Raw genomic sequence first — 25,648 nt, forward strand, 5'->3', positions numbered from 1 at the left:
CTGAAAATAAGCCACAGCAAGGATGATGTCAATATGCACACTTTTCACCATGCGAGTGGCTTAGCGGAAAACAACGTCAGCCCAGCGGGCCAGTCCGGCGGTAACTGAACCGAAATCATCGCCACCCGCGATAGGGATTCCGGGAAGCTGCTGGGCGAGGGCTTTTTTAATCAGCGGTGAACGCGCGCTGCCGCCGGTCAAATAAATCACGTCCGGTTTTTCCTGCGCGTTGTCCAGCGCCAGCTGGACCTGCTCCAGAATGCGCGCCAGGGGCTGATTGAGCGCGGCTTCCAGTCCGTGTTGATTGATATCGGTTGCCAGCGTGTCGCTGATAAACGGTATCGCCGCCGTTACAATGGTTTGGTCAGAAAGCGCGATTTTGCTCTCTTCTGCGCTGCGCACCAGGCGGTAGCTCAGACGCTCGCGCCAGACTTTAAGCAGAAAAGCGACTTTATCGGCTTCTTTCGCGTCGCGGACAAGATCGTTCAGTAAACGACCATTGGCGCTGCTGTAGAAATCACTTTGCGCGGGAACGTCGTTGATTGCGACCGCGTTCCACCAGGGGAGAATCGGTAAGGCGATACCTTTTTCAGTCTCACCGCCCATACCCAGCAGCGGCATCAGGTGTTTAAACGCCAGCGCGATATCCAGATCGTTCCCGCCTACGCGGCAGCCACTGTGTCCCAGCAGGCTGTTTTCGCGATCGGCGCGCTGATGCCATTGCGGCCCCATCAGCAGCAGTGAACAGTCGGTCGTACCCCCGCCAATATCTACCACCAGCACGCGTTTCTCATCCTGCAGTGTGGCTTCGTAATCCAGTCCCGCGGCTACCGGCTCGTACTGGAAGACGACATCCTGAAAACCGGCACGTTTGGCTGCACGTTCAAGAATACCCTGCGCCTGGGTGTTGGCGTCATCGCCACCTAATCCCTGGAAGTTGATGGGACGACCAATCACGGCCTGAGTGATAGCTTCCGGCAGCTGGCTTTGCGCCTGGTTGCGAATGTGCAGCATCATTGCACAGACCAGATCTTCAAACAGCGCAACCTGCTGTGGCTTCAGACCGCTGGCACCCAAAAATGATTTTGGCGATTTAACGAAGTACACCTCTTCCGGGTCTTCAATATACTGACCCAGCGATGCCAGACCGAACTGCACGCTGTTGGCGTTAACGTCGATGTCTTCTTCGCGGTTGTAGCGCATCGCGCGGCGAAGCAGCGCCTGCGTTTCATCGTCCGTAGTTGGGATGTCGTGATGGCGATACAGCCACTCGCTAACCGCTTCGCGCGTTGGTGCGCACAACATTGAGGGTAGCAGCGTGCTGTTATTTTCCATTTTGAGCAGGTGAGGCTGCCCGTCACGCATAACGGCCACTGAACAGTTTGCCGTACCGTAGTCAAAACCAATAAACACCGTAAAAATCCCCATGCCAGTGAAGAAGGGGCGTGACTTTAACGAATAGTTGACGCCCCGACAACTGGAATATGAAAGCAAGGCGTACTGATTGAATACCGTTTATGCTGTAGGTTTGCGTAAAAAGGAAAACTGAATGTTCACGCTGAGCTGGCAACCGCCTTATGACTGGCCCTGGATGCTGGGGTTTCTTGCCGCCCGTGCGGTGGAAGGTGTCGAAACCGTAGGAAAGCTGGATTATGTCAGAAGCCTGTCCGTAGGGGGACATCGTGGTCTGGTGCGCGTTGTCCCGGATCTGCACGCCAACGTGCTACACGTGACATTGAGCACAGGGTTACAGCCGGTAGCTTCCGAGTGCCTGGCAAAAATAACGCGCTTGTTCGATCTTGGCTGTTGCCCGCAGCAAATTATCGCCGCGCTGGGTAGCCTCGGTGCGGCGCGTCCTGGACTGCGCCTACCGGGATGTGTCGATGCGTTTGAGCAAGGGGTGCGGGCGATTTTAGGGCAGTTAGTCAGCGTATTGATGGCCGCGAAACTGACGGCGAAAGTGGCGCATGCTTACGGGGAAGCGCTGGAGGATGCACCCGAGTATGTGTGTTTTCCTACGCCGGAAGCGCTTGCCAATGCCGATCCGCTGCACCTGAAAGCGTTAGGAATGCCGCTCAAACGCGCTGAAGCGTTGATTCATCTGGCTCGCGCAATGCTTGAGGGAGCGCTCGCGACAACAGCCCCTACCGATATCGAACAAGGCGTTAAGCAGCTACAAACGTTTCCCGGGATAGGACGTTGGACCGCCAACTACTTTGCACTGCGCGGCTGGCAGGCGAAGGACGTTTTTCTGCCGGATGATTATCTGATTAAGCAGCGTTTTCCCGGCATGACACCGGCCCAGATCCGACGGTATGCAGAGCGCTGGAAACCCTGGCGCTCCTATGCGCTGTTGCATATCTGGTATACGGATGGCTGGCAGCCGTCAGTTGATGGCGAAATTACTGGTATTCAGTAGCAGATCCAGCGGTTGGGCATCGGCAATAATATCGCCATAAATCATATCAATACCGATGCCAGAAAGCGTATCCATGATGAGTGGCAACTGCACCGGGCCGGCGATAGTTTTTATGTCCAGGCGCTGGGCATGACCCTGGATAATGGACACCCACATTTCGTCGATCAGGTTGCCGGGAGCGCTGGCACTTAGCTCGCTGTCGAGCAACAGGTAATCGACAATGTGATATTTCAGGTTGTCAAAAAGCTCTAAATCGCGACCAACCTGACTTAACACAATTCGACAACCGTACTGACGCAGTCGATGCAGGGCGGATATCGCCTGCGTTGGGTTGGTTTTGATGACGCTTGCCGGAACGGTCAGATGCAGCAATCGCGGCGGTAGAGGACTGTGTTGCAAGTGCTCCAGCAGCTCATCGATAAGTTCTGTGTTGAGCAGGCCGGCGGCGGAAAGGGGCAGGGCAATACTGAGACCCTTGTTGGCGATGGCTGGGGCAGCATTCTGGAAGAACTCGCTAAATACCCGACGGTCAAGCGCCTTGCTTAACGCGGGATCGACCAGCCCGGCGCGGAAGGCTTGCTCCTCAATGGCTTCACCTTCAGCGGTGCCTAAGCGAAGCGAGAGAAGCCAGAAGCTAAACGTCTCCGGTATACGCGGGGAAGCCACACCTCTGGCGATCATCAGCATTGGGTTGTGCATAATGGTGTGTCTTTGCTCATCCAATGTCAGTTGACTACACGCGTCATGACCCTGGCTTTGCTGCGGTTCATAAACGCAGACGCGTCCACGCCCACTGTTTTTCGCCGCATAACAGGCAATATCGGCCTGAGACATCACATCGGTCGCGACATGGTTTTTCTCATCAATGAGCGTAATCCCTGCGCTGGCGCCAATACGGTGTAAGCGGCCTTCCCACATGAAGTGGTAATCATTAATGGCGCTGATGACGCGACCTGAAATAAAGCGGGCGCTTTCGATATTACAATCCGGTAGCAACAGACCAAACTCGTCGCCGCCCAGGCGCGCCAGCATATCGCTGGATCGCAACATGCTGAGCATAAGCGCTGAGAGTTCACGCAGCAGGGCATCGCCAGCGGCATGACCCGCGCTGTCGTTCACCGCTTTAAAACGATCCAAATCGATAAAAACCAGCACATGACGCTGGTGCGTATCGTGTACCGAATGCAGCAATTGTTTTAGATGGTTTTCGAAACTGACCCGGTTTGCCAACTGCGTCAGGTCATCATGCGAGGCGCTGTAGCTAAGCTGGCGGAGCATCTTCCGTGACTCTGTGACGTCCTGAATAACCAACACTGAGCCAATGCTGCCGCCGTCGAGGGTGCTGAGAGACGTGATGCTGTACTGAATGTCATAACTGTTGCCGTTACGGCAATGCAGGACCACTTCCTGTTCGATTGCCGTACGCGACATGTCAGCACTGTAGATATTTTCCATCAGCGGACCGTTCTCGCCAAAAGTAATATGTAGTACCGTCAATAGCGGAATGCCGATGGCACTGTCCTGCTGCCAGCCGCTCATTTTCTCAGCGACCGGATTCATAAAGGTCACGTTCATATCGACATCAATACAAATCACCGCTTCGCCGATTGAATCCAGCGTAATGTGCAGACGCTCTTTTTCTTGATACAGCGCTTCGTTAAGCTGCTTGACTTCGGTCATATCCATATTGATACCAAGCAAGCGTTCAACTTCACCGTCTTTATTCAGTACCCGGTTGGCCAACGAACGGATATGGCGTATGCCATCTTTTACCGCGATACGAAACTCAAGCTTAAACGGAGCCCGTGCGGCCAGTGAATCACGAATCACATTTTCGGCGTACTCACGATCTTCGGGTACCACGCACTCATACCAGACTTGCCAACTGGGCTTGATATGCGCAGGAACTTCGTAGAGATCGAACATCCGTTTATCCCAGCTGATCACGTCAGGCTGGAGTTCCCATTCCCAAATCCCAATCCCCCCGGCTTCATTGGCGAGGGTGATGCGCTCCATCAACCGTTTGTTGATCCATTCGGTATGCTTCAGGTCGTTAATGTCCTCAACCTGCGCAATAAAGTAGAGTGGGGTATTGTCGCTATGACGCACTAACGAAACCGCCAGCAACGCCCAGACGACGTCGCCTGCGCGGGTGTAATAGCGTTTTTCCATGGAATAGCTATTAATCTCTCCGCGTGCCAGCATGTTCAGCTGTTCAATGTCGTTGTTCAAATCTTCCGGCCAGGTCAATTGCTGGAAGGTCAGTGAACGTAACTCCTCCTGGCTATAGCCCAGAAACTGGCACAAGGCTTTATTGGCCTGTAACCATTGTCCCTCGGTACCGACTAAAGCCATGCCAATCGCGGAATATTCCATGGCGTTACGAAAGCGTGACTCGCTTTCTGAAATGTGCTTGCGTTCGGCTCGAAACGCGTACATCACCATGGTCATCATATTAGCGGGCAACAGGATCATCAAAAACGGTAACCAGGGGATGTCCGTCATCATGTTCGGTTTCGGGGTGTAAAGCAGCGAAGGGTCGGCAGCCAGCATCAGCGAAACCATCATCACGGTGCTGAGGAATATTAAAAACGCCTCCATACGCGGCAGACGGACAGCGCTCCACATCAGCAGGACAATAACGCAGGTAAATGGCCATGGAATGTACATCATGGACAGCCAACTGAGCGTTAAGGTCACCAGCAGGGTGATCAGGGTCTCAAGCAATAATCGCGGGTCGCGATGGCGCAACAGGTAATGTGGTTTAAACAGTAAACCTAACGGCACCAACGCCAGTGCGCCAATGGATTCTGACAGTACCCAAATGAGAAAGGTATTTAATGATGTGTCCTTCGGCAGCAACAACCACATCAATATGCCGCCCAACAGTGGCGGAACAACCGCGCTACCAAATGCCAGGCGCGCCCAGTCATTCAAATTTTGTAAGGGATTGTACCAGGGCAGCAGTTTACGCAATAACATTGCGCCAACAACAGCCTCAATAATGTTAATGACCGTATAGGAGAAATTAAGCGACTGTCCGGGGAAAAAAAGTAAAGAGGCGCCGATGCTACCGAATGAGCAAGCCAGCGCGATCCCTGGCCACATCTTTCCCGCGTGACGGTAAAAAGCCACCATCATGATAGAGGTTGGAAACCACAGCGGTGCAAGCTGTGCGCCGTAACGTGACAGTTCCAGCGAAAACAACGTAAAGATGAAAGCCACCAGACCTAAACTGGCCAGGCGCAGTAGAGGATGGGGTAAGGTAACTAAAACATGTTGGGATTGTTTACTCATTACCACTCTACCCAAATAGCCGTTGTCGCCCAGCAGAGATGCCGAACGCATCACATTTAATCTGGGATTATGCTAGTACAAACAATTTACAATTTATACGCCAGCTGCTCATAAATTAACACTCCCAAGCTATTAATTCCTAAGGCAGGTGAATAAATATAGCGGCTGTTCTAAATCTGACCATTTTAATTTGCGACAGGGACAGCATTGGTGCAGCCTGGGGTGGCATCGCGCCGCTGAAATCCCTATAATTGCCGCGTTTGGCGTTTCGGCGCCGCCCTTCCTAACATCCAGGTTAATCAGGTCGCTAAATTTATGACTGATCAGTCCCATCAGTGCGTCATTATCGGCATTGCCGGCGCATCGGCTTCCGGCAAGAGCCTTATTGCCAGTACTCTTTATCGCGAATTGCGTGAACAAGTCGGTGACGAACATATTGGCGTTATTCCCGAAGACAGCTATTACAAAGATCAAAGCCATCTGTCGATGGAAGAACGCGTAAAAACCAACTACGACCATCCGAACGCGATGGACCACAGCCTGCTGTTTCAACATCTGCAAACGCTGAAACGCGGCTCTGCCATTGAGCTGCCGGTTTATAGCTATGTTGAGCACACGCGTACGCAAGACACTATTCATATCGAACCGAAGAAAGTCATCATCCTGGAAGGCATTTTGCTGCTGACGGATGCGCGTTTGCGCGATGAGATGAACTTTTCTATTTTTGTTGATACGCCGCTGGATATTTGTCTGATGCGCCGTATCAAGCGCGATGTGAATGAACGTGGTCGTTCAATGGATTCGGTGATGGCGCAATACCAGAAAACCGTCCGCCCAATGTTCCTGCAATTTATTGAGCCTTCAAAACAATACGCCGACATCATTGTGCCGCGCGGGGGTAAAAACCGCATCGCCATCGATATTCTGAAGGCTAAAATCAGTCAGTTCTTTGAATAAGTTCAGCGAATTGTGTACCGTTCAGTGATAACCTGGTTCACCCTTAACGCACCTGGCATTAAGGGTTTGAAGCACGAAAGGAGAAAGTGCCATGCGTTTATGTGACCGAGATATTGAAGCCTGGTTGGATGAAGGTCGCCTGTCGATCACTCCACGCCCTCCTGTCGAGCGAATCAATGGCGCCACGGTAGATGTGCGTCTTGGCAACAAATTCCGTACGTTCCGCGGTCATACAGCGGCGTATATCGATTTGAGCGGACCGAAAGATGAAGTCAGCGCCGCGCTGGATCGCGTGATGAGTGATGAAATCGTCCTCAAGGACGGCGAGGCATTCTTCTTGCATCCGGGTGAGCTTGCGCTGGCAGTAACATTTGAATCTGTGACGCTGCCTTCCGATCTCGTCGGTTGGTTAGATGGCCGTTCTTCGCTGGCTCGTCTGGGACTGATGGTACACGTCACCGCACACCGTATCGATCCGGGCTGGTCTGGCTGTATCGTACTGGAGTTTTACAACTCCGGAAAATTACCCCTGGCTCTGCGTCCGGGCATGCCGATTGGCGCGTTAAGTTTCGAACCGCTTTCTGGTCCGGCAGCGCGACCATACAACCGTCGTCAGGATGCGAAGTATCGCGACCAGCAGGGCGCTGTTGCCAGCCGGATCGATAAAGACTGAGTGTTTTTCAGTCCATTGGGGATAGCATGAGACGATTTCTGACGACGCTGATGATTCTTCTGGTCGTGCTGGTGGCCGGCTTTTCTGCGTTAGTACTGTTGGTTAATCCGAATGATTTCCGCGCGTATATGGTCAAGCAGGTTGCCGCACGTAGCGGATATCAGCTGCAGTTGGATGGCCCCCTGCGTTGGCACGTATGGCCGCAACTGAGTATCCTCTCAGGGCGAGTGGTGTTAACGGCTGAAGGTGCCAGCGAACCTCTGGTTCGTGCCGACAATATGCGTCTTGACGTTGCGTTATGGCCGCTGTTGAGCCACCAGCTCAGCGTGAAGCAGGTGATGCTCAAAGGCGCAGTGATTCAACTGACCCCGCAAACTGAGGCGGTGCGCGGTAAAGATGCGCCCGTTGCCCCAAAAGACAATATGTTGCCCGATCTGGCGGAAGACAAAGGGTGGTCGTTTGATATCGCCCGTTTGCGGGTTGCCGACAGTGTTCTGGTATTCCAGCATGAAGACGACGAACAAGTTACCGTTCGTGATATTCGTCTGGAGATGGAACAAGATAGCCAGCACCGCGGCACGTTTGATTTTTCCGGGCGTGTGAACCGCGATCAGCGCGATCTCGCGTTATCCTTTAACGGCACGGTCGATGCCTCCGATTATCCGCACAACTTATCTGCGAATATTGCGCAGTTAAGCTGGCAACTGCAGGGGGCCGATCTGCCGCCGCAGGGAATCAACGGTCAGGGACATCTTCAGGCGCAATGGCTGGAAGAGAAAAAACAGCTTTCGTTTAGCCAGATAAATTTGACCGCTAATGACTCTTCTTTCTCTGGGCAAGCGCATGTGGCCTTGTTGGAAAAACCGGAATGGGCCGTCGACCTAAAATTTGGCCAGCTCAATCTGGATAATCTGCTCGTACAACATGACGCAGCGGCGACAGCAAACGGTGACGTTCAGCAAGGTCAGAGTCAGCCAACGCTGGTGCGCCCCGTCATTGCTTCCCAGGTTGATGCCGTTTCGTATCAAGGACTCAAAGGTTTTTCGGCAGACATCGCTTTGCAGGCTGACAAAGTGCTGTGGCGGAAAATGGCGTTTGAGAATGTCTCGGCAAAAATAGACAACCGGTTCGGCTTACTGAACATTGCGCAGTTGCAGGGAAAAAGTGATGGCGGGCTGATCTCACTGCCCGGCACACTGGATGCCAGAAAGGGAGAACCGCGAGCGGTCTTTCATCCGCGCCTGGAAGGTGTGGAAATTGGCACTATTTTGAAGGCCTTTGATTACCCCATCGCACTCACCGGCAAGCTGTCGCTGGCAGGGGATTTTTCCGGCTCAGATATTGATGCCCAGGCGTTTCGCCATAGCTGGCAAGGGCAGGCTCATGTCGAAATGAACGATACGCGAATGGAAGGGATGAACTTCCAGCAGATGATTCAACAGGCTGTAGAACGCAGCGGTGGGGATGTTAAATCTCAGCAAAACCTCGATAACGTGACCCGGTTGGATCATTTTGTAACCGATATGACGCTGGATAACGGAGAGGTGACGCTGGATAACATGGCAGGGGAGTCCGCGATGTTGGCGCTAACCGGCAAAGGAACGTTAGATCTGGTGAAGCAGAATTGCGACACGCTGTTTAACATTCGCGTGCTGGGCGGTTGGGATGGCGAAAGTAAGTTGATTAGTTTCCTGAAGGCCACCCCAGTTCCTCTCAGGGTCTATGGCCAGTGGCAATCACTGAACTACAGTCTGCAAGTTGATCAGCTTTTGCGTAAGCATCTGCAGGATGAAGCAAAACGTCGTCTGAATGACTGGGCAGATCGCAATAAAGATTCCCGCAACGGCAAAGATGTTAAAAAGTTGCTGGATAAGCTCTGATTCATATTGCCGGATGGTGGCTAATGCCCCATCCGGCTCGTGACTTACACCTCGTAATCCATCTCTTCTTCACCGTGTAGCGGTATCAGCTGGACCTTTTGCACGCGATGATTTTCCACCTGCAGGGTTTTTAGCCGATAGTCACCAACCTGGACTTCCTCCCCGGTTTTTGGAATGCGTTGCAAATACTCCATTAACAGCCCGGCAATAGTGTGATACTCACGTTTTTCATCTAATGGGATGGGCACGTACTGCACCAGGTCTTCCAGCGGCATATGTCCGTTAGCGGTCCACGAACCATCGGCGTTTTTCTGAATATCATGGCGGGCGTCGATTTCCTCTACCTCGTTTGGCAGATTGCCGGCGATGGTTTCCATCACATCACTCAGCGTCACAATCCCTTCGACGGAACCAAATTCATCGGCTACAAACGCGAAATGCGTGCGGGCATTACGGAACTGCTCAAGCGCAGGAAGCAGCGGCAGAGTTTCTGGGAACACCAGCGGCTGGCGAATCAATACGCGCAGGTCGAGCGGCTCGCCGCGCAGAGACTGCTGCAGCAAATCGATGACATGCACCACGCCCAGCAGTTCCTCCTGCTCGTCTTCGCCAGTGACCACCAGACGCGTATGTTGGTTTTTTTCCAGTAAGGCGCGGATTTCTGCTTCGGGCGCATTGAGGTCGATATGTTCAATATCGTGGCGCGAGGTCATGATACTGCTGACGGTACGCTGATTGAAGTTCAGCACACGTTCAATCATCCGCCGCTCCTGAGGCGCAAAAATTTGACCTTCATGATGATCCGCCAGCATCGCCGCGGTTTCGGCATCCAGTTCAGCATCTTCTTTTTGCCCGCTCAGCAGTCGCATTACCGCCTCGGCGGTGCGCTGGCGCAGAGTATGGTTGGCTGAGAGGAAGCGACGACGGTTAAAGATAGCCAACTGGTTCAATGCTTCGATCATGACCGAGAAGCCGATGGCCGCGTACAGGTAACCTTTCGGGATATGGAAACCAAACCCTTCGGCCACCAGACTGAAACCAATCATCAGCAGGAAGCTCAGACACAGAATAACAATAGTTGGATGGCTGTTAACAAAGCGCGTCAGCGACTTGCTGGCCAGCAACATCAGGCTGATGGCAATAATGACTGCCGCCATCATCACCGCCAGGTGATCGACCATGCCAACAGCGGTAATGACGGAATCCAGAGAGAAGATGGCGTCCAGCACCACGATCTGCGCGACCACCCCCCAGAACTTAGCGCCTTTACGCTGGGTGGGGTTATCGCTGTCTTTCCCTTCCAGCCGTTCGTTGAGCTCCATAGTGGCTTTAAACAGCAGGAAGAAACCACCGAACAGCATGATCAGATCGCGGGCGCTGAAGCTGAGATCGCGAATGCTGAACAGCGGCGTGGTCAGCGTTACCAGCCAGGATATTGATGCCAGCAGCAGCAGGCGCATAACCATCGCCAGCAGTAGCCCGGTAATACGCGCCTTATCCCGCTGGGCAGGAGGCAATTTCTCCGCGAGGATGGCAATAAAAACAAGATTATCAATGCCAAGAACAAGTTCGATCACGATTAACGTGACCAGTCCGGCCCAGATTGACGGATCGGCAATCCATTCCATAGTAAATGCTATACCCATAGTTGTATGACAATTGTCACAATTCGATCATGGGTAAAACTGGCGAAAAATGCAATGGCGAGAAGGGATTTCTCTGTCGGTTATATCAGAACAGACGCAGGATAATAGCCTTAATGTAACTACAGGAAATGTTTTTATTAATCTAAAAATATTTAGGAAATATCGCAGGTGGAATATTTTTATATCAACATTGTCAATATCAATAAAATCCTAAAAATATATAAATCCGACGCTTAATATTAATCTTAAAAGCCGGGTATCGGCGGTTTGTTATCTTGCCTGATATTCGCATAGCTGCAACAATTCTTGCGGTAATAATCAAAAGATAAATATTTCCTCATCAATCAGTGACGCCATTCCCGATGCGTTAACGCTGTAAATGTGATGAAAATAAAGGAGAAGATAAAAATTTAAATTAATCAGTGCATTGGTAGCTAGTGAAGCCAGGGGCGGTAGCGTGTCTGGTCGCCTGAAACAAGCCTAAATTATTCTGTCAAGAGACCGCAGATGAATACATTTTTTTTAGGACTGATGCCAGTTAAATTCCATTTCAATTAACGGCAAGGTAAATACGTACAGGCGAAGTCGCTATTTAGATTGCATGTGATAAATACTCTGCCAAAGTGATAAATAATCAATGATGAAATCCAAACTTAAATTGATGCCAGTATTGGTATCGGTGATCTTGATAAACGGTTGTACCGTGCTTCCGGGCAGCAATATGTCTACGATGGGCAAAGATGTGATTAAACAGCAGGACGCTGATTTTGATATCGATCGCATGGTGAATGTTTATCCACTCACGCCACGGCTGGTCGAACAATTACGTCCTCGACCAAATGTTGCACAGCCTAATATGTCGCTGGACCAGGAGATTTCCGGATATCAGTACCGGGTCGGCCCGGGGGATGTCCTGAATGTGACAGTCTGGGACCATCCTGAACTCACCACGCCAGCCGGGCAGTACCGTAGCTCAAGCGATACCGGCAACTGGGTGCAGCCTGATGGCACCATGTTTTACCCCTACATCGGCAAAGTCAGCGTGGTAGGGAAAACGTTGGCAGAGATTCGTAGTGATATTACCGGGCGCTTAGCGAAGTACATTGCTGACCCGCAGGTGGACGTTAATATCGCCGCTTTCCGCTCGCAGAAGGCCTATGTCTCCGGGCAGGTGAACAAATCCGGCCAGCAGGCCATCACCAACGTACCGCTTACCGTTCTCGATGCCATTAACGCCGCTGGCGGTCTCACCGAGGCAGCAGACTGGCGCAACGTTGTGCTGACTCATAAAGGGCAGGAGCAACGTATTTCACTGCAAGCGCTGATGCAAAATGGCGACCTGAGCCAGAACCGCCTGCTCTATCCTGGCGACATTCTGTTTGTTCCGCGTAATGACGATCTGAAAGTCTTCGTAATGGGGGAAGTGAAAAAACAGAGCACCCTCAAAATGGACTTCAGCGGCATGACGCTTACCGAAGCGCTGGGCAATGCCGAAGGTATCGACCTGACCACCTCCAACGCCAGCGGCATTTTCGTTATTCGACCATTGAAAGGCGAGGGCGGGAACAACGGCAAGATCGCCAATATCTATCAGCTTGATATGTCCGATGCGACGTCGCTGGTGATGGCAACATCATTCCGACTCCAGCCATACGATGTGGTGTACGTCACTACCGCGCCGGTTGCTCGCTGGAACCGTTTGATCAATCAGTTGCTGCCGACTATTAGCGGTGTTCGCTATATGACGGACACGGCCAGCGACCTTCACAACTGGTAATCATCATGTTTAACAAAATCTTAGTTGTCTGTGTGGGGAACATTTGCCGTTCCCCGACAGCAGAGCGCTTGTTAAGGCAATTTCATCCGGCGTTAACGGTCTCTTCTGCCGGTCTTGGGGCGTTGGTGGGGAAAGGCGCGGATCCGTGCGCCATTAGCGTGGCGCAGGCGCACAACTTGTCCCTGGATAATCATTGTGCCCGGCAGATCACGGGACGAATGTGCCGGGAGTATGACCTGATCCTGACCATGGAAAAGCGCCATATCTCTGCCCTGTGTGAAATGGTGCCGGAGATGCGCGGCAAAGTGATGCTTTTTGGGCACTGGGACAGCGAGCGCGAAATTCCCGATCCGTATCGTAAAAGCCGTGATTCGTTTGACGCGGTGTACGCATTACTTGAACGGTCTGCCCGCCAATGGGCTCAGGCACTGAACGCAGAGCAGGGAAAACAATGACAGAAAAAGTAAAACAGTCTGCTGCGCCGGTAACGGGCAATGATGAAATCGATATTGGTCGTCTGGTCGCAACGGTGGTGGAAGCCCGCTGGTGGGTTCTTGGCATTACCACGGCTTTTGCATTGTGTGCCGCGGTCTACACGTTGTTCGCCACACCCATCTACAGTGCGGACGCGCTGGTGCAAATTGAGCAAAATACCGGAAATTCACTGGTGCAGGATATTGGCTCGGCGTTGTCGAACAAACCTCCGGCCTCGGAAGCGGAAATTCAGCTCATCCAGTCGCGTTTGGTATTAGGAAAAACGGTAGACGATCTTAACCTCGATATCGCCGTTACCAAAGATACATTCCCTATTTTTGGCGCGGGCTGGGACCGGCTGATGGGGCGTCAGAACGAAACGGTTAATGTGACCACCTTCACGCTGCCAAAGGCAATGAATGAACAGACCTTCACGCTCAATGTGCTGAATGACACAAGCTATCAACTGGCGAGTGACGGGGGTTTTAGCGCCCGGGGGCAAGTCGGCAAGGTGTTGGAACATGATGGCGTGACGATGCTGGTTGAGGCGATTCATGCCAGCCCGGAGAGCCAATTTACCGTCAGCAAATTCTCCACGCTGGGCATGATAAACACCCTGCAAAATAACCTGACGGTGACGGAAACGGGCAAAGACACCGGCGTATTGAGCCTGACCTTTACCGGCGAAGACCGCGAGCAAATCCGCCAGATCCTCGACAGTATTACCCGCAACTATCTGCAACAAAATGTGGAACGTAAATCCGAAGAGGCCGCCAAAAGCCTGGCGTTTCTGGCAAAGCAACTGCCTGAGGTGCGTAATCGGCTGGACGTTGCTGAAAACAAGCTGAACGCCTTTCGCCAGGATAAAGACTCCGTGGATTTGCCGCTGGAAGCCAAAGCGGTGCTGGATTCGATGGTGAATATCGATGCGCAGTTGAATGAACTGACCTTCAAAGAAGCGGAGATTTCCAAGCTGTTCACCAAAGCGCATCCGGCGTACCGCACGCTGCTGGAAAAACGCCAGGCGCTGGAAGATGAGAAAAGTAAGCTGAACGGGCGCGTAACGGCGATGCCGAAAACGCAGCAGGAAATTGTTCGTCTGACGCGTGATGTGGAGTCCGGTCAGCAGGTCTATATGCAGTTGCTGAACAAGCAACAGGAACTGAAGATTACCGAGGCCAGTACGGTTGGCGATGTGCGCATTGTCGATCCCGCGATTGCCCAGCCTGGCGTGCTGAAGCCGAAAACGGCGCTGATTATTCTCGGCAGTATCATTCTCGGTTTGATGCTTTCCGTGGTGGGCGTACTGCTGCGTTCTCTGTTTAATCGCGGTATTGAAAGCCCGCAGGCACTGGAAGAGCATGGTATCAGCGTGTATGCCAGTATTCCTCTGTCTGAATGGCAAAAAGCACGTGATAACGTTCAGACCATTAAAGGTGTGAAACGCTACAAGCAAAGCCAGCTGTTGGCCGTGGGTAATCCAACCGATCTCGCCATAGAAGCGGTCCGTAGCCTGCGTACCAGCCTGCACTTTGCCATGATGCAGGCGCGTAACAACGTATTGATGCTGACCGGCGTCAGCCCGTCGATTGGCAAAACGTTTGTCTGCGCCAACCTGGCGGCAGTCATCAGCCAGACCAATAAACGCGTGCTGTTGATCGACTGCGATATGCGCAAAGGCTATACCCACGAACTGCTGGGTACCAATAATGTCAACGGCCTGTCTGAGATCCTGATTGGCAAGGGGGATATCTCATCCAGCGCCAAACCGACATCGATTCCGCATTTTGATCTGATCCCTCGCGGTCAAATCCCTCCCAATCCTTCCGAGCTGCTGATGAGCGAGCGTTTCGGCGAACTGATTGCCTGGGCCAGCTCGCACTATGACCTGGTGCTGATTGACACTCCACCAATTCTGGCGGTGACCGATGCGGCGATTGTTGGCCGTCATGTCGGCACCACGCTGATGGTGGCGCGTTATGCGGTCAACACGCTGAAAGAGGTGGAAACCAGCCTGAGTCGCTTCGAGCAAAATGGCATTCAGGTTAAAGGGGTGATCCTCAACTCGATCTTCCGTCGTGCCAGCGGGTATCAGGATTACGGCTACTACGAATACGAATACACGTCGGATGCGAAATAAATCACCAACCCTGCCGGATGCGGCAAAAACGCCTTATCCGGCCTACAAAAGCGTATCTATCCGGAAACGAAAATGACGACAGAAAACCCGCTAATTTCAATTTATATGCCAACCTGGAACCGCCAGCAGCTGGCCATTCGGGCGATTAAATCGGTGTTGCGCCAGGACTACCCTCACTGGGAGATGATCATTGTGGATGATTGCTCTTCCTCATATGAGCAGTTGCAGCAGTTTGTTGAGGAACTCAACGATCCGCGCGTGTCGTATACACATAATTCCACCAACTCCGGGGCCTGTGCGGTGCGTAATCAGGCCATTATGCAGGCCAACGGGCAATACATTACGGGGATTGATGATGATGATGAATGGACGCCGAACCGCCTGAGCGTGTTCCTGCAGTATCGGCATCAACTGGTCACACGGGCGTTTCTGTATGCCAATGACTATGTCTGTGAGGGCGAAGTGTATTCGCAGCCGACCAGTCTGCCGCTTTATCCGAAGTCCGTTTATTCACGCCGCAGGTTTTATAAGCGCAACATCATTGGTAATCAGGTATTTACCTGGGCATGGCGGTTTAAAGCATGCCTGTTCGATACCACGCTGAAAGCGGCGCAGGATTACGACATCTTCCTGCGCATGGTGGTGGCGTATGGCAAACCGTGGAAGGTCAAAGAGGCGACGCAGATCCTGCATGTGAATCACGGCGAGATGCGTATTACCTCATCGCCGAATAAATTCTCCGGCTACTTTCAGTTTTACCGCAAGCACAAAGGCAAATTTGACCGGGCCAGCAAGAAATATCAGTTGTTTACCCTCTATCAGATCCGCAACAAACGGATGAACTGGCGCACGCTGCTGACGCTGCTTTCTGTTCGCAACAGTAAGCGTCTGGCCGACGGACTGCGAGGACGCTAATTATGCTGGAAGATTTACGCGCGAACGGTTGGAGTCTGCGCCCCTGCTGCATGGTGGCGGCCTATCGGATTGCCCATTTTTGCTCCGTCTGGCGTAAAAAAAATATCATAAACAACCTGTGGGCCGCCCCGGTGCTGGTGATGTACCGCCTTATCACCGAATGCCTGTTTGGCTATGAAATTCAGGCTGCTGCATCAATCGGTCGTCGTTTCACCATCCATCATGGCTATGGGGTGGTTATCAATAAACACGTGGTGGCGGGGGATGATTTTACCCTACGCCACGGCGTCACTATCGGCAATCTTGGTGCCAACGATCCATCCTGTCCGGTCATCGGTAACGGCGTTGAGTTGGGGGCCAATGTCACCCTGCTCGGCGACGTTGCTATTGGCGATAACGTGACGATTGGCGCCGGGAGCGTTGTGGTGGATAGCGTCCCGGACAATACGCTGGTCGTGGGCGAGAAGGCACGGGTGAAGGTAATAAAATGAAGATATTACAGTTTAATGTGCGACTCGCAGAAGGTGGGGCGGCAGGTGTGGCGTTAGATTTGCATCTGAGGTCGCTGGAAAAAGGGCTGTCGTCGCGGTTTGTCTATGGCTATGGCAAAGGCGGTAAAAAAAGCGCCAGTCATGCGAATTTCCCGCAGGTTATCAAATATACGCCGCGCCTGACGTCGGCGGCGAACATTGCGCTGTTTCGTTTCGCGAACCGCGACATGTTTGGCAATCTCAACAAGTTATATCGTGAAGTTACCCGCACCTCCGGCCCGCTGGTACTGCATTTTCATGTGTTGCACAGCTACTGGTTGAACCTGGAAGAGGTGGTCGCTTTTTGCCAAAAAGTGAAGGCGCATAAACCGGATATCACCTTCGTCTGGACGCTGCACGATCACTGGAGCGTGACCGGGCGCTGTGCCTTTACTGATGGCTGCGAAGGCTGGAAAACGGGCTGCCAGAAATGCCCAACGCTCAGCAATTATCCGCCGGTAAAAGTCGATAAAGCCCATCAGCAGTTGCCCGGTAAGCGGCAGATGTTCCGTGCGATGCTGGCGCTGGGTTGCCAGTTTATCTCGCCCAGTCAACATGTGGCTGAGGCATTCAACAGCCTGTATGGCGTGGGACGCTGCCGTATTATCAATAATGGCATTGATGTGGCAACTGAAGCCATTCTTGGCGAACTACCCGCGATGCCTGCGGAGAGCGGTCGGCCGAAAATTGCCGTGGTGGCTCATGACCTGCGCTATGACGGCAAAACCAGTCAACAACTGGTGCGAGCGATTGCCGCGCTTGGGGACAAAATTGAGCTGCATACCTTCGGCAAATTTTCGCCATTTGCGGGAGATAACGTCATCAACCACGGTTTTGAGAGCGATAAGCGCACGTTGATGAGTGCGCTTAACCAGATGGATGGACTGGTGTTCAGCTCCCGTGTCGATAACTACCCGCTGATTCTGTGCGAAGCACTTTCCATCGGCGTACCGGTAATTGCCACACGCAGCGATGCCGCGCAGGAAGTGCTGGCTAAATCAGGCGGCAAAACGTTCAGCGAAGCGGACGTATTGCAGCTGGTGCAGCTGAAAAAATCAGACATTGCGCAGGCGGTATTTGACACGTCCCTTACCGCGTTCAGCCAGCGCAGTCGGGTGGCATACAGTGGGCAACAGATGCTGGAGGAATATGTCTCGTTCTATCAGAATCTGTAGCTATCTGGTGCTACCACTGCTTTATCTGCTGGTTAACGTCAAACTTGCCCAGCTTGGCGAGAGCTTCCCGATAACCATCGTCACGTTCTTGCCCGTTCTGCTGTTGCTGTTTGTCGAGCGCATCAATATCAAAAAATTAATGATCGCACTGGGTGTGGGGGGCGGGCTGACGGCGTTTAACTACCTGTTCGGTCAATCACTGGATGCCAGCAAGTACGTAACGTCAGCGATGCTGTTTGTTTATACCGTGGTGATTATTGGCATGGTGTGGAGTATTCGCTTCAAAACCATTTCACCGCATAACTACATTAAGATTTTGCGTTTTTTCTGGCTGGTGGTGGGGCTGGTGGTGGGGTTAGCTGCGGTTGAAATGGCACAAATAATTCTCAGCGGCGGCAGCAGTTTAATGGAAGTTATTTCGAAATATCTTATTTACAGTAACAGCTATGTTCTGAATTTTATTAAGTTTGGTGGGAAACGTACCACCGCACTCTATTTCGAACCGGCATTCTTCGCTCTGGCGTTAATCTCAATTTGGCTCAGTATCAAACAGTTTGGTATCAAAACACCTAAGTCCGATGCTATGATTCTGGCAGGGGTAATATTATCAGGATCTTTTTCAGGGGTAATGACGTTTATTTTGTTTTATCTCCTGGAGTGGGCATTCCAGTACCTGAATAAGGATGCGATAAAAAAGAAGCTACCGCTGGCGATAATCTCATTAAGCGTGTTTTTAGTTGGGGTGATATTTGCTTTTCCGTACATCGCAACGCGGCTTGGTGATTTAGGAACTGAAGGTTCGTCATCGTATTATCGTATCGTAGGACCATTGGTGATGGTCGGTTATTCATTACTGAATGTTGATGGCGTAGTGAGATTTGGCTCACTTTATGAATACGTCGCGTCATTCGGAATTTTTAACGGTGCAGATGTCGGTAAAACAATAGACAATGGTTTGTATCTGCTGATTATTTATTTTTCATGGTTCGCGGTGATATTAGCCCTATGGTACATGGGGAAGGTCATGAAAATGATGATCAATGCGTTTGGCGATAATCAGAATTATCGGGTGCAGCTTTATCTTTTTACACCGTTGTCCCTGTTTTTTACAGGTTCAGTATTTAGTCCGGAATACGCATTTTTAATTGTATGTCCGTTTATATTGCGCAAGGCGCTGAATATCGCGAGGTAACTCACATGCTGCTCAGTATCATTACCGTCGCCTTTCGCAATCTGGAAGGGATCGTCAAAACTCACGCATCGCTGGCACATCTGGCGCAAGCGGGTGATATCAGTTTTGAGTGGATTGTTGTTGATGGCGGCTCCTCGGATGGTACGTCGGCGTTTCTTGAAGGGCTCAGTGGGGAACACCGGTTAAGGTTTGTCAGTGAGCCGGATAACGGTATCTATGATGCGATGAACAAAGGCATCGCGATGGCGCGCGGGCGGTTCGCGCTGTTCCTCAACTCCGGGGATATTCTGCATGCGGATGCGGCACATTTTATCCGCCAGTTAAAAACGCAGAGCGACCAAACCATGGTCATTGGCGATGCGTTGCTGGATTTCGGCAATGGCAACAAAATTAAGCGCCGGGCAAAACCAGGTTGGTATATTTACCACAGCTTGCCCGCCAGCCATCAGGCGATATTCTTTCCGCTCTCAGGACTGAATGTCTGGCATTATGATTTGCAATATAAAATATCGTCTGATTACGCGTTGGCAGCCCAATTATACAAGTCCGGTTACGCTTTTAAAAAACTGAGCGGGTTGGTGTCGGAATTTTCCATGGGCGGAGTGTCAACGACGAATAATCTTGAATTGTGTCGGGATGCCAAAAAAGTACAGCGCCAGATATTACACATGCCAGGTTTTTGGACCGGATTGTCAGAATATTTACGTCTGCGCACAACTGGTAAAACTAAAACCTTATATGGGAAAACGTAAGGGCATAGTATGCAAGATTTAAGCGGATTTGAAGTGCCTGGAGGTTTTCGCGGCGGTGGCGCTATTAAAGTGCAATTATGGTGGGCGGTGCAAGCAACATTATTTCGCTGGTCTCCACAGGTCATGTATCGCTGGCGTGCATTTTTATTACGAATGTTTGGCGCAAAAATAGGAAAAAACGTAGTTATTCGGCCTTCAGTAAGAATTACTTATCCGTGGAAACTAACCCTGGGCGATTATGCCTGGGTGGGTGACGACGCGGTTTTATATACGTTAGGTGATATTACGATTGGCGCCCACGCGGTTATTTCGCAAAAAAGTTATTTATGCACCGGGAGTCATGATTATGCCAGTCAACATTTTGATATTAACGCCACGCCGATTGTGGTTGGCGCTAAATGCTGGTTGGCGACAGATGTCTTTGTCGCGCCTGGCGTGACGATTGGCGATGGCACCGTCGTTGGAGCACGAAGCAGCGTATTTAAATCGCTGCCAGCAAATGTCATTTGTCGGGGAAATCCCGCAGTAGTCACGCGCGAACGCGTCGAGAAAGTTACTCCCTGAGGGGATCACTGAAGAGGTTATAACATGTCAAAAGTCGCTCTCATTACTGGCGTAACCGGGCAGGATGGTTCTTACCTGGCAGAACTCCTGCTGGAAAAAGGGTACGAAGTACACGGTATTAAGCGTCGCGCTTCATCATTCAACACCGAACGTGTGGACCACATCTACCAGGATCCGCATTCAGGCAATCCCAAATTTCATCTGCACTATGGCGATTTGACCGACTCCTCCAACCTGACCCGTATTTTACAGGAAGTCCAACCGGATGAGGTCTATAACCTGGGCGCCATGAGCCATGTCGCGGTGTCGTTTGATTCACCGGAATACACCGCAGACGTTGATGCGATCGGCACCTTGCGTTTGCTGGAGGCGATCCGCTTCCTTGGTCTGGAGAAAAAGACCCGTTTTTATCAGGCGTCCACCTCTGAGCTGTACGGTCTGGTACAGGAAATCCCGCAGAAAGAGAGCACGCCGTTCTATCCGCGCTCGCCGTATGCCGTTGCCAAGCTGTACGCCTACTGGATAACCGTCAACTACCGCGAGTCTTACGGGATGTATGCCTGTAACGGCATTCTGTTCAACCACGAGTCTCCGCGCCGCGGCGAAACCTTTGTTACTCGCAAAATTACCCGGGCGATCGCCAACATCGCTCAGGGGCTGGAGTCTTGCTTGTACCTGGGCAACATGGATTCACTGCGCGATTGGGGGCATGCCAAAGATTACGTCAGGATGCAGTGGATGATGCTGCAGCAGGATAAGCCGGAAGATTTCGTGATTGCCACCGGCGTGCAGTATTCCGTGCGCCAGTTTGTAGAAATGGCGGCCGCTCAGCTGGGGATTAAATTGCGCTTTGAAGGTGAGGGCGTGAATGAGAAAGGCATCGTGGTTTCTGTGACCGGACACGATGCGCCGGGGGTGAAACCCGGGGATGTCATGATTGCCGTTGATCCGCGCTACTTCCGTCCGGCTGAGGTGGAAACGCTGCTGGGCGATCCGGCCAAAGCCCATGAAAAACTGGGCTGGAAACCGGAAATCACACTGCGCCAGATGATCTCGGAAATGGTTGCCAACGATCTTGATGCGGCGAAGAAACATTCCCTGCTCAAGTCGCACGGTTACGAGGTCGCTATCGCGCTGGAGTACTAAGGATGAAGACACAACGTATTTTTGTGGCGGGCCATCGCGGGATGGTGGGGGCCGCCATCGTCAGACAATTGTCGCAGCGAAATAACGTAGAGCTGGTGCTGCGTACCCGCGACCAGCTTAATCTGCTGGACGCCGGTGCGGTGCAGGCGTTCTTCGCCACTGAACACCTTGATCAGGTTTATCTGGCGGCGGCAAAAGTAGGGGGGATTGTGGCAAACAATACTTATCCTGCTGATTTTATTTATGAAAACATGATGATTGAGAGCAACATTATTCATGCAGCGCATCTGCATAACGTGAATAAACTGTTGTTTCTCGGGTCATCCTGTATTTATCCCAAGCAAGCCACCCAGCCAATCGCTGAAAGTGAACTGTTGCAGGGGACTCTTGAACCGACCAATGAACCGTATGCGATTGCCAAAATTGCCGGTATCAAGCTGTGTGAATCGTATAACCGGCAGTATGGCCGTGATTATCGCTCGGTGATGCCGACCAATCTGTACGGACCGCATGACAACTTTCATCCGAGTAATTCGCATGTGATCCCGGCTCTGCTGCGCCGCTTTCATGAGGCTCGCGAGCAAAATACGCCGGATGTGGTGGTGTGGGGAAGCGGGACGCCAATGCGTGAATTTCTGCATGTCGACGATATGGCGGCGGCCAGTATCCACGTGATGGAGCTGGCTCAGGAAGTGTTGCAGGAATATACCCAACCAATGCTGTCGCATATCAACGTGGGCACTGGCGTGGACTGCACCATCCGTGAACTGGCCCAGACCATCGCGCAGGTTGTGGGTTACAAGGGGCGCGTGGTGTTTGACGCCAGCAAACCGGACGGCACGCCGCGCAAATTGCTCGACGTTACGCGTCTGCATCAGTTGGGCTGGTATCACGAGATATCTCTGGAAGCGGGGCTTGCCAGTACATATCAGTGGTTCCTTGAAAACCAGCAGCGTTACCGGGGGTAAGCATGTTTTTACGTCATGAGGATTTTGCCACCGTTGTACGTTCAACTCCGCTGATTTCCATCGATTTGATCGTGGAAAACGCCCACGGCGAATTTCTGCTTGGCAAGCGCCTCAATCGTCCGGCGCAGGGGTACTGGTTCGTGCCCGGTGGTCGGGTGCAAAAAGATGAACCGCTGCGCGCGGCCTTTGAGCGGCTGACTGGCGCTGAGCTGGGGTTACGTTTACCGCTGTCCGCTGCAGAGTTTTACGGGGTCTGGCAGCACTTCTATGACGACAACTTTTCCGGGGAAGATTTCTCAACGCATTACATCGTGCTGGGATTTCGTCTGCGGGTGTCGGAAAACGACCTGCAGCTGCCTGACGTTCAACATGACGCGTACCGCTGGCTGGCAATTGAAGAGATTCTGACCAGTGACCACGTGCACGACAACAGCCGGGCTTACTTCTGTGAGAAGAGTCAGGCCGGAGTACCCGGGCTATGAAGATCCTTGTGTATGGCATCAACTATTCGCCGGAGTTGACCGGTATCGGTAAATACACCGGTGAAATGGTGGAGTGGATGGCGCAACAGGGGCATGACGTACGGGTGATCACTGCGCCGCCTTATTATCCGCAGTGGAAGGTCAACGGTCGCTATTCATCCTGGCGCTATCGTCGTGAAGAGGGCGATGCCATCGTCTGGCGTTGCCCGCTGTATGTACCTGAGCAGCCTTCTACGCTCAAGCGCGTGCTGCATCTAGGCAGTTTTGCCCTGAGCAGTTTCTTCCCGCTGCTGGCGCAGCGCCGCTGGAAGCCGGATCGCATCATTGGGGTAGTGCCAACGCTGTTTTGTACGCCGGGCATGCGCCTGCTAGCGAAGCTGTCCGGGGCGCGCACGCTGCTGCATATTCAGGATTACGAAGTCGATGCCATGCTGGGGCTTGGCATGGCGGGCAAAGGCAAGCGTGGCGCGGTGGCAAAACTGGCCAGCGCCTTTGAGCGCAGTGGGCTGTTGAATATGGATCATATTTCGACCATTTCTCGCTCAATGATGAATAAAGCGCAGGAGAAGGGCGTTGATGCACAGAAGGTCATTTTCTTTCCGAACTGGTCAGAAGTAACACGTTTTCGTGACGTGAACGATGCCGATGCTCTGGCGTTGCGCCAGCAACTGGGCTTGCCTGATGATAAAAAAATCATTCTCTACTCAGGCAATATCGGTGAAAAGCAAGGGCTGGAGAGTGTGATCGACGCAGCGGCCCTGTTGAGCGAACAGCCCTGGCTGTTTGTGATTGTCGGGCAGGGCGGGGGGAAAGCGCGGCTGGAGAGTATGTCTAGTGAACGCGGCCTGAACAATGTGATGTTCTTTCCGCTGCAATCTTATGACGCGCTGCCTGCGCTGCTCAAGATGGCGGACTGCCATCTGGTGGTACAAAAGCGCGGTGCGGCGGATGCCGTATTGCCCTCCAAACTGACCAATATCCTCGCCGTTGGCGGTAACGCGGTGATTACCGCCGAACCTGAGACCGAGTTGGGTCAGCTGTGTGACGCTCACCCAGGCATCGCGGTGTGTGTCGAACCTGAATCAATGAATGCGCTGGTTGGCGGGATTCAACAGGCGTTAACCATGCCAAAAGTGAACACGGTGGCACGTGAGTATGCCGAACGCACGTTGGATAAAGAAAACGTGCTGAGCCAATTTATTGCAGATATTCGGGGTACATGATGAGTCAAAGCAAACTCTTTCCGGTGGTGATGGCCGGTGGCTCGGGTAGCCGTTTATGGCCTCTGTCCCGCGTGTTGTATCCAAAGCAGTTCCTGTGCCTGAAAGGCGACCTCACCATGCTGCAGACAACGATTTGTCGTCTGAACGGCGTGGAGTGCGAAAGCCCGGTGGTTATCTGTAATGAACAACACCGTTTCATTGTGGCGGAACAGCTACGACAACTGCACAAGCTGACTGAGAATATTATTCTCGAACCCGCCGGGCGCAATACGGCACCGGCGATAGCACTGGCCGCGCTGGCGGCAAAACGTCAAAGTCCGGGGGAAGATCCGCTGCTGTTGGTATTGGCGGCCGATCACATGATTGCCGACGAGGAGGCATTTCGCGAGGCGGTTCGCAATGCGATGCCCTATGCCAGCGCGGGTAAGCTGGTGACGTTTGGCATCGTGCCGGACCAGCCGGAGACCGGCTATGGTTATATACGTCGCGGCGAGGTTTCGCCATCCAATACTGACGCCGTGGCTTTTCAGGTGGCGCAGTTTGTTGAAAAGCCCAATCTGGAAACCGCGCAGGCTTACGTGGCGAGCGGCGACTACTACTGGAACAGCGGCATGTTTCTGTTCCGGGCCGGGCGCTATCTGGAAGAACTGAAAAAATATCGCCCCGACATTCTTGAGGCCTGCGAAAACGCCATGAGTACGGTTGACCCCGATCTTGATTTTATCCGCGTTGATGAACAGGCATTTCTCGCCTGCCCGGAAGAGTCTGTGGACTATGCGGTAATGGAACGTACGACCGATGCGGTGGTTATGCCCATGAACGCAGGCTGGAGCGATGTTGGCTCCTGGTCATCGCTGTGGGAAATCAGCGCCCATACCGCTGAAGGCAATGTGCATCATGGTGACGTCATTAGCCATAAAACGGAAAACAGCTACGTGTATGCCGAGTCTGGCCTGGTGACGACCGTCGGGGTGAAGGATCTGGTGGTGGTGCAGACCAAAGATGCGGTGCTGATAGCCGATCGCAACGCGGTGCAGGACGTCAAAAAAGTGGTGGAGCAAATTAAAGCTGACGGACGCCATGAACACCATATTCACCGTGAAGTTTACCGTCCATGGGGCAAGTACGACTCTATTGATGCCGGAGACCGTTACCAGGTGAAGCGGATTACCGTTAAACCCGGTGAGGGATTGTCCGTGCAGATGCATCATCACCGGGCTGAACACTGGGTTGTGGTGGCTGGTACCGCGAAGGTGACAATCAATGACGACATTAAACTGCTCGCTGAAAACGAGTCTGTCTATATTCCGCTGGGGGCGACCCATTGTCTGGAGAACCCGGGGAAAATCCCGCTCGATCTGATTGAAGTGCGCTCCGGATCTTATCTCGATGAGGATGATGTGGTGCGGTTTGCGGACAGATACGGGCGCGCTTAACA

Annotated in this window: 21 protein-coding genes; 18 read left to right on the forward strand and 3 right to left on the reverse strand. The window is 52.4% G+C overall.

Annotated features, from left to right (window positions below):
• Window positions 1–60 precede the first annotated feature (60 nt).
• Window positions 61–1,413: a molecular chaperone gene (yegD, locus tag OGX89_RS11110; protein WP_125112563.1), complete on the reverse strand. Its 1,353-nt coding sequence runs from the start codon at window positions 1,411–1,413 to the stop codon at window positions 61–63.
• 136 nt (window positions 1,414–1,549) lie between these two features.
• On the opposite strand from yegD, the gene alkA reads away from it, so the two are divergent.
• Complete coding sequence (gene alkA, locus OGX89_RS11115; protein ID WP_003834271.1) at window positions 1,550–2,419, forward strand: DNA-3-methyladenine glycosylase 2; 870 nt, start codon at window positions 1,550–1,552, stop codon at window positions 2,417–2,419.
• Here the strand turns inward: alkA and OGX89_RS11120 are convergent.
• Entirely contained in the window at window positions 2,387–5,716 is a 3,330-nt protein-coding gene (locus tag OGX89_RS11120; protein WP_279890854.1) for a diguanylate cyclase, read from the reverse strand. The genes alkA and OGX89_RS11120 overlap by 33 nt on opposite strands.
• A 315-nt stretch (window positions 5,717–6,031) precedes the next feature.
• Here OGX89_RS11120 and udk point away from each other — a divergent pair, with 315 nt between their 5' ends.
• The 3 genes from udk to asmA all read left to right on the forward strand — a co-directional run bounded on the left by udk (window position 6,032) and on the right by asmA (window position 9,226).
• Window positions 6,032–6,673 carry a uridine kinase gene (gene udk / locus OGX89_RS11125; protein WP_003036776.1) on the forward strand — a complete coding sequence of 214 codons (642 nt, stop codon included), beginning with the start codon at window positions 6,032–6,034 and terminating at the stop codon, window positions 6,671–6,673.
• Window positions 6,674–6,764: 91 nt separating this feature from the next.
• Window positions 6,765–7,346, forward strand: a complete 582-nt coding sequence (gene dcd / locus OGX89_RS11130) for a dCTP deaminase (protein WP_003834269.1) — start codon at window positions 6,765–6,767, stop codon at window positions 7,344–7,346.
• Between the two features lie 26 nt (window positions 7,347–7,372).
• Complete coding sequence (gene asmA / locus OGX89_RS11135) at window positions 7,373–9,226, forward strand: outer membrane assembly protein AsmA (RefSeq protein ID WP_125112562.1); 1,854 nt, start codon at window positions 7,373–7,375, stop codon at window positions 9,224–9,226.
• Between the two features lie 44 nt (window positions 9,227–9,270).
• On the opposite strand, the gene OGX89_RS11140 is transcribed toward asmA, so the two are convergent.
• Entirely contained in the window at window positions 9,271–10,854 is a 1,584-nt protein-coding gene (locus tag OGX89_RS11140) for a TerC family protein (RefSeq protein WP_032934495.1), read from the reverse strand.
• A gap of 655 nt (window positions 10,855–11,509) precedes the next feature.
• Here OGX89_RS11140 and OGX89_RS11145 point away from each other — a divergent pair.
• From OGX89_RS11145 to cpsB, 14 genes are all read left to right on the forward strand, one after another.
• Window positions 11,510–12,649, forward strand: coding sequence for a polysaccharide export protein (locus OGX89_RS11145; RefSeq protein ID WP_003834266.1), 1,140 nt, complete (start codon window positions 11,510–11,512; stop codon window positions 12,647–12,649).
• A gap of 5 nt (window positions 12,650–12,654) precedes the next feature.
• Window positions 12,655–13,104, forward strand: a complete 450-nt coding sequence (gene wzb / locus OGX89_RS11150) for a low molecular weight protein-tyrosine-phosphatase Wzb (protein WP_003834265.1) — start codon at window positions 12,655–12,657, stop codon at window positions 13,102–13,104.
• The gene (wzc, locus tag OGX89_RS11155; RefSeq protein WP_125112561.1) at window positions 13,101–15,263 is read left to right on the forward strand and encodes a tyrosine-protein kinase Wzc; all 2,163 of its coding nucleotides are present in this window, start codon (window positions 13,101–13,103) and stop codon (window positions 15,261–15,263) included. Before wzb ends, wzc begins: the two co-directional genes overlap by 4 nt.
• Window positions 15,264–15,335: 72 nt before the next feature.
• Entirely contained in the window at window positions 15,336–16,178 is an 843-nt protein-coding gene (gene wcaA / locus OGX89_RS11160) for a colanic acid biosynthesis glycosyltransferase WcaA (RefSeq protein WP_000206145.1), read from the forward strand.
• A gap of 2 nt (window positions 16,179–16,180) precedes the next feature.
• Window positions 16,181–16,669 carry a colanic acid biosynthesis acetyltransferase WcaB gene (gene wcaB, locus OGX89_RS11165; RefSeq protein WP_032943932.1) on the forward strand — a complete coding sequence of 163 codons (489 nt, stop codon included), beginning with the start codon at window positions 16,181–16,183 and terminating at the stop codon, window positions 16,667–16,669.
• On the forward strand, window positions 16,666–17,883 hold the full coding sequence (gene wcaC / locus OGX89_RS11170; RefSeq protein WP_125112560.1) for a colanic acid biosynthesis glycosyltransferase WcaC: 1,218 nt from the start codon (window positions 16,666–16,668) through the stop codon (window positions 17,881–17,883). The genes wcaB and wcaC overlap by 4 nt, the downstream gene beginning before the upstream one ends.
• A complete protein-coding gene (wcaD, locus tag OGX89_RS11175; RefSeq protein ID WP_125112559.1) occupies window positions 17,858–19,075 on the forward strand; it encodes a colanic acid polymerase WcaD in 1,218 nt (405 codons plus the stop codon). Before wcaC ends, wcaD begins: the two co-directional genes overlap by 26 nt.
• A gap of 5 nt (window positions 19,076–19,080) precedes the next feature.
• Window positions 19,081–19,827, forward strand: a complete 747-nt coding sequence (wcaE, locus tag OGX89_RS11180; protein WP_069219547.1) for a colanic acid biosynthesis glycosyltransferase WcaE — start codon at window positions 19,081–19,083, stop codon at window positions 19,825–19,827.
• A 9-nt stretch (window positions 19,828–19,836) separates the two neighbouring features.
• Window positions 19,837–20,391: a colanic acid biosynthesis acetyltransferase WcaF gene (gene wcaF / locus OGX89_RS11185; RefSeq protein ID WP_003834258.1), complete on the forward strand. Its 555-nt coding sequence runs from the start codon at window positions 19,837–19,839 to the stop codon at window positions 20,389–20,391.
• A 24-nt stretch (window positions 20,392–20,415) separates the two neighbouring features.
• The gene (gmd, locus tag OGX89_RS11190) at window positions 20,416–21,537 is read left to right on the forward strand and encodes a GDP-mannose 4,6-dehydratase (protein ID WP_003036748.1); all 1,122 of its coding nucleotides are present in this window, start codon (window positions 20,416–20,418) and stop codon (window positions 21,535–21,537) included.
• Between the two features lie 2 nt (window positions 21,538–21,539).
• Window positions 21,540–22,505 (forward strand): GDP-L-fucose synthase, encoded by a 966-nt coding sequence (fcl, locus tag OGX89_RS11195; protein WP_125112558.1) that lies wholly within the window; start codon window positions 21,540–21,542, stop codon window positions 22,503–22,505.
• Between the two features lie 2 nt (window positions 22,506–22,507).
• The gene (locus OGX89_RS11200) at window positions 22,508–22,987 is read left to right on the forward strand and encodes a GDP-mannose mannosyl hydrolase (RefSeq protein ID WP_003834256.1); all 480 of its coding nucleotides are present in this window, start codon (window positions 22,508–22,510) and stop codon (window positions 22,985–22,987) included.
• Entirely contained in the window at window positions 22,984–24,210 is a 1,227-nt protein-coding gene (gene wcaI / locus OGX89_RS11205) for a colanic acid biosynthesis fucosyltransferase WcaI (protein WP_003834255.1), read from the forward strand. Before OGX89_RS11200 ends, wcaI begins: the two co-directional genes overlap by 4 nt.
• The gene (cpsB, locus tag OGX89_RS11210; RefSeq protein WP_125112758.1) at window positions 24,210–25,646 is read left to right on the forward strand and encodes a mannose-1-phosphate guanyltransferase; all 1,437 of its coding nucleotides are present in this window, start codon (window positions 24,210–24,212) and stop codon (window positions 25,644–25,646) included. Before wcaI ends, cpsB begins: the two co-directional genes overlap by 1 nt.
• The last annotated feature ends 2 nt before the right edge of the window (window positions 25,647–25,648 follow it).

Source organism: Citrobacter sp. Cpo103 (assembly GCF_030332605.1).
GTDB classification, from domain to species: Bacteria; Pseudomonadota; Gammaproteobacteria; order Enterobacterales; family Enterobacteriaceae; genus Citrobacter; species Citrobacter portucalensis.

What these genes read in the sequence shown, in the direction of transcription:
- dcd (WP_003834269.1), top strand. Translation starts at nt 6,765, where the DNA reads ATGCGTTTATGTGACCGAGATATTGAAGCCTGGTTGGATGAAGGTCGC.
- gmd (WP_003036748.1), top strand. Translation starts at nt 20,416, where the DNA reads ATGTCAAAAGTCGCTCTCATTACTGGCGTAACCGGGCAGGATGGTTCT.
- wcaC (WP_125112560.1), top strand. Translation starts at nt 16,666, where the DNA reads ATGAAGATATTACAGTTTAATGTGCGACTCGCAGAAGGTGGGGCGGCA.
- wcaF (WP_003834258.1), top strand. Translation starts at nt 19,837, where the DNA reads ATGCAAGATTTAAGCGGATTTGAAGTGCCTGGAGGTTTTCGCGGCGGT.
- cpsB (WP_125112758.1), top strand. Translation starts at nt 24,210, where the DNA reads ATGAGTCAAAGCAAACTCTTTCCGGTGGTGATGGCCGGTGGCTCGGGT.
- wzc (WP_125112561.1), top strand. Translation starts at nt 13,101, where the DNA reads ATGACAGAAAAAGTAAAACAGTCTGCTGCGCCGGTAACGGGCAATGAT.
- wcaA (WP_000206145.1), top strand. Translation starts at nt 15,336, where the DNA reads ATGACGACAGAAAACCCGCTAATTTCAATTTATATGCCAACCTGGAAC.
- OGX89_RS11140 (WP_032934495.1), bottom strand. Translation starts at nt 10,854, where the DNA reads ATGGAATGGATTGCCGATCCGTCAATCTGGGCCGGACTGGTCACGTTA.
- wcaI (WP_003834255.1), top strand. Translation starts at nt 22,984, where the DNA reads ATGAAGATCCTTGTGTATGGCATCAACTATTCGCCGGAGTTGACCGGT.
- wcaB (WP_032943932.1), top strand. Translation starts at nt 16,181, where the DNA reads ATGCTGGAAGATTTACGCGCGAACGGTTGGAGTCTGCGCCCCTGCTGC.
- fcl (WP_125112558.1), top strand. Translation starts at nt 21,540, where the DNA reads ATGAAGACACAACGTATTTTTGTGGCGGGCCATCGCGGGATGGTGGGG.
- wcaE (WP_069219547.1), top strand. Translation starts at nt 19,081, where the DNA reads ATGCTGCTCAGTATCATTACCGTCGCCTTTCGCAATCTGGAAGGGATC.
- alkA (WP_003834271.1), top strand. Translation starts at nt 1,550, where the DNA reads ATGTTCACGCTGAGCTGGCAACCGCCTTATGACTGGCCCTGGATGCTG.
- OGX89_RS11120 (WP_279890854.1), bottom strand. Translation starts at nt 5,716, where the DNA reads ATGAGTAAACAATCCCAACATGTTTTAGTTACCTTACCCCATCCTCTA.
- wzb (WP_003834265.1), top strand. Translation starts at nt 12,655, where the DNA reads ATGTTTAACAAAATCTTAGTTGTCTGTGTGGGGAACATTTGCCGTTCC.
- OGX89_RS11200 (WP_003834256.1), top strand. Translation starts at nt 22,508, where the DNA reads ATGTTTTTACGTCATGAGGATTTTGCCACCGTTGTACGTTCAACTCCG.
- wcaD (WP_125112559.1), top strand. Translation starts at nt 17,858, where the DNA reads ATGTCTCGTTCTATCAGAATCTGTAGCTATCTGGTGCTACCACTGCTT.
- udk (WP_003036776.1), top strand. Translation starts at nt 6,032, where the DNA reads ATGACTGATCAGTCCCATCAGTGCGTCATTATCGGCATTGCCGGCGCA.
- OGX89_RS11145 (WP_003834266.1), top strand. Translation starts at nt 11,510, where the DNA reads ATGATGAAATCCAAACTTAAATTGATGCCAGTATTGGTATCGGTGATC.
- asmA (WP_125112562.1), top strand. Translation starts at nt 7,373, where the DNA reads ATGAGACGATTTCTGACGACGCTGATGATTCTTCTGGTCGTGCTGGTG.